The organism is Acinetobacter sichuanensis, assembly GCF_003024515.2.
Lineage (GTDB): Bacteria > Pseudomonadota > Gammaproteobacteria > Pseudomonadales > Moraxellaceae > Acinetobacter > Acinetobacter sichuanensis.
The window spans coordinates 1-747 of sequence record NZ_PYIX02000192.1; the positions used below are offsets into that span (position 1 = coordinate 1).

Sequence of the window (747 nt, forward strand, 5' to 3'; positions counted from 1 at the left end):
CCTGTGCCCTTGTATGCCTCCCATTACTCCAGATCCCACCTTCAACCTCGATTAAAACCTTACTACCTAAAATATAAAAATCTGCTCTCCACTTCCGTTCCGGATTAAACTGAAACTCAGTCTGAAACTCGATCTTGTACGACTTCAAATGCTGAGCGAGTTTAGCCTCACCCTCACTAACAACTCGCTCCTTCTTCACAACAACACGGCGCTTGGTACGCCGTGATTTTCCAAATAACTTTTTATACTCAGCAGTTGACATGCTGCTCATAATTTACTACTCAAAATCAGCTCATATGCGCCAGCCTGCACCCATCCTTCCCAACCTCCAAAGTTGATTAAAATGAAATCACCTCTCACCCCTAAAACTTCACGTAAAGGCGCATCAGGCAAAGTATCAACTCGCACAAGGTCACCTATTTTGAATTTGTTATTCATTCCCATCTCGCTTAATCAAAGTAAAGCACCCAAAGTTTCCAATAAACTTTTGTCCACTATTGTCCACTGCTACAACTACAAGATTTTTAATATATGTCACAGTGAGCGTACTCGCTGGCTGTTGCCATGCTTCAACGTCATGCATCACGCTATCACCAATACGAAATGGGTTATTCACGCTCACCTCGCAGGGCTTTTTCCAACTCATCAGCACATTTGTTTAATGCATCCTCATAAGCTCGGTGCTCAGGTGCAATACCTTTGATTTTTAAGCCATGCCATTGCGTTGCAAGATTTGATGCTGCATCA

General features: G+C 43.0%; 3 protein-coding genes. All 3 read right to left on the reverse strand.

All coding sequences use genetic code 11. The features are described 5' to 3' along the window. Positions 1-271 (reverse strand): PDDEXK family nuclease (locus C9E89_RS22960; protein WP_116746716.1); only part of this gene is annotated, 271 nt, incomplete at its 3' end. Further along, the gene (locus tag C9E89_RS23600) at positions 268-438 is read right to left on the reverse strand and encodes a hypothetical protein (RefSeq protein WP_171405205.1); all 171 of its coding nucleotides are present in this window, start codon (positions 436-438) and stop codon (positions 268-270) included. The genes C9E89_RS22960 and C9E89_RS23600, both read right to left, overlap by 4 nt. After that, a complete protein-coding gene (locus C9E89_RS22965) occupies positions 431-616 on the reverse strand; it encodes a hypothetical protein (protein ID WP_107010343.1) in 186 nt (61 codons plus the stop codon). The genes C9E89_RS23600 and C9E89_RS22965 overlap by 8 nt, the downstream gene beginning before the upstream one ends. Positions 617-747 lie beyond the last annotated feature (131 nt).

Excerpts from the sequence above, each read along its gene's own strand:
- C9E89_RS23600 (WP_171405205.1), bottom strand. The coding sequence starts at position 438 with ATGAATAACAAATTCAAAATAGGTGACCTTGTGCGAGTTGATACTTTG.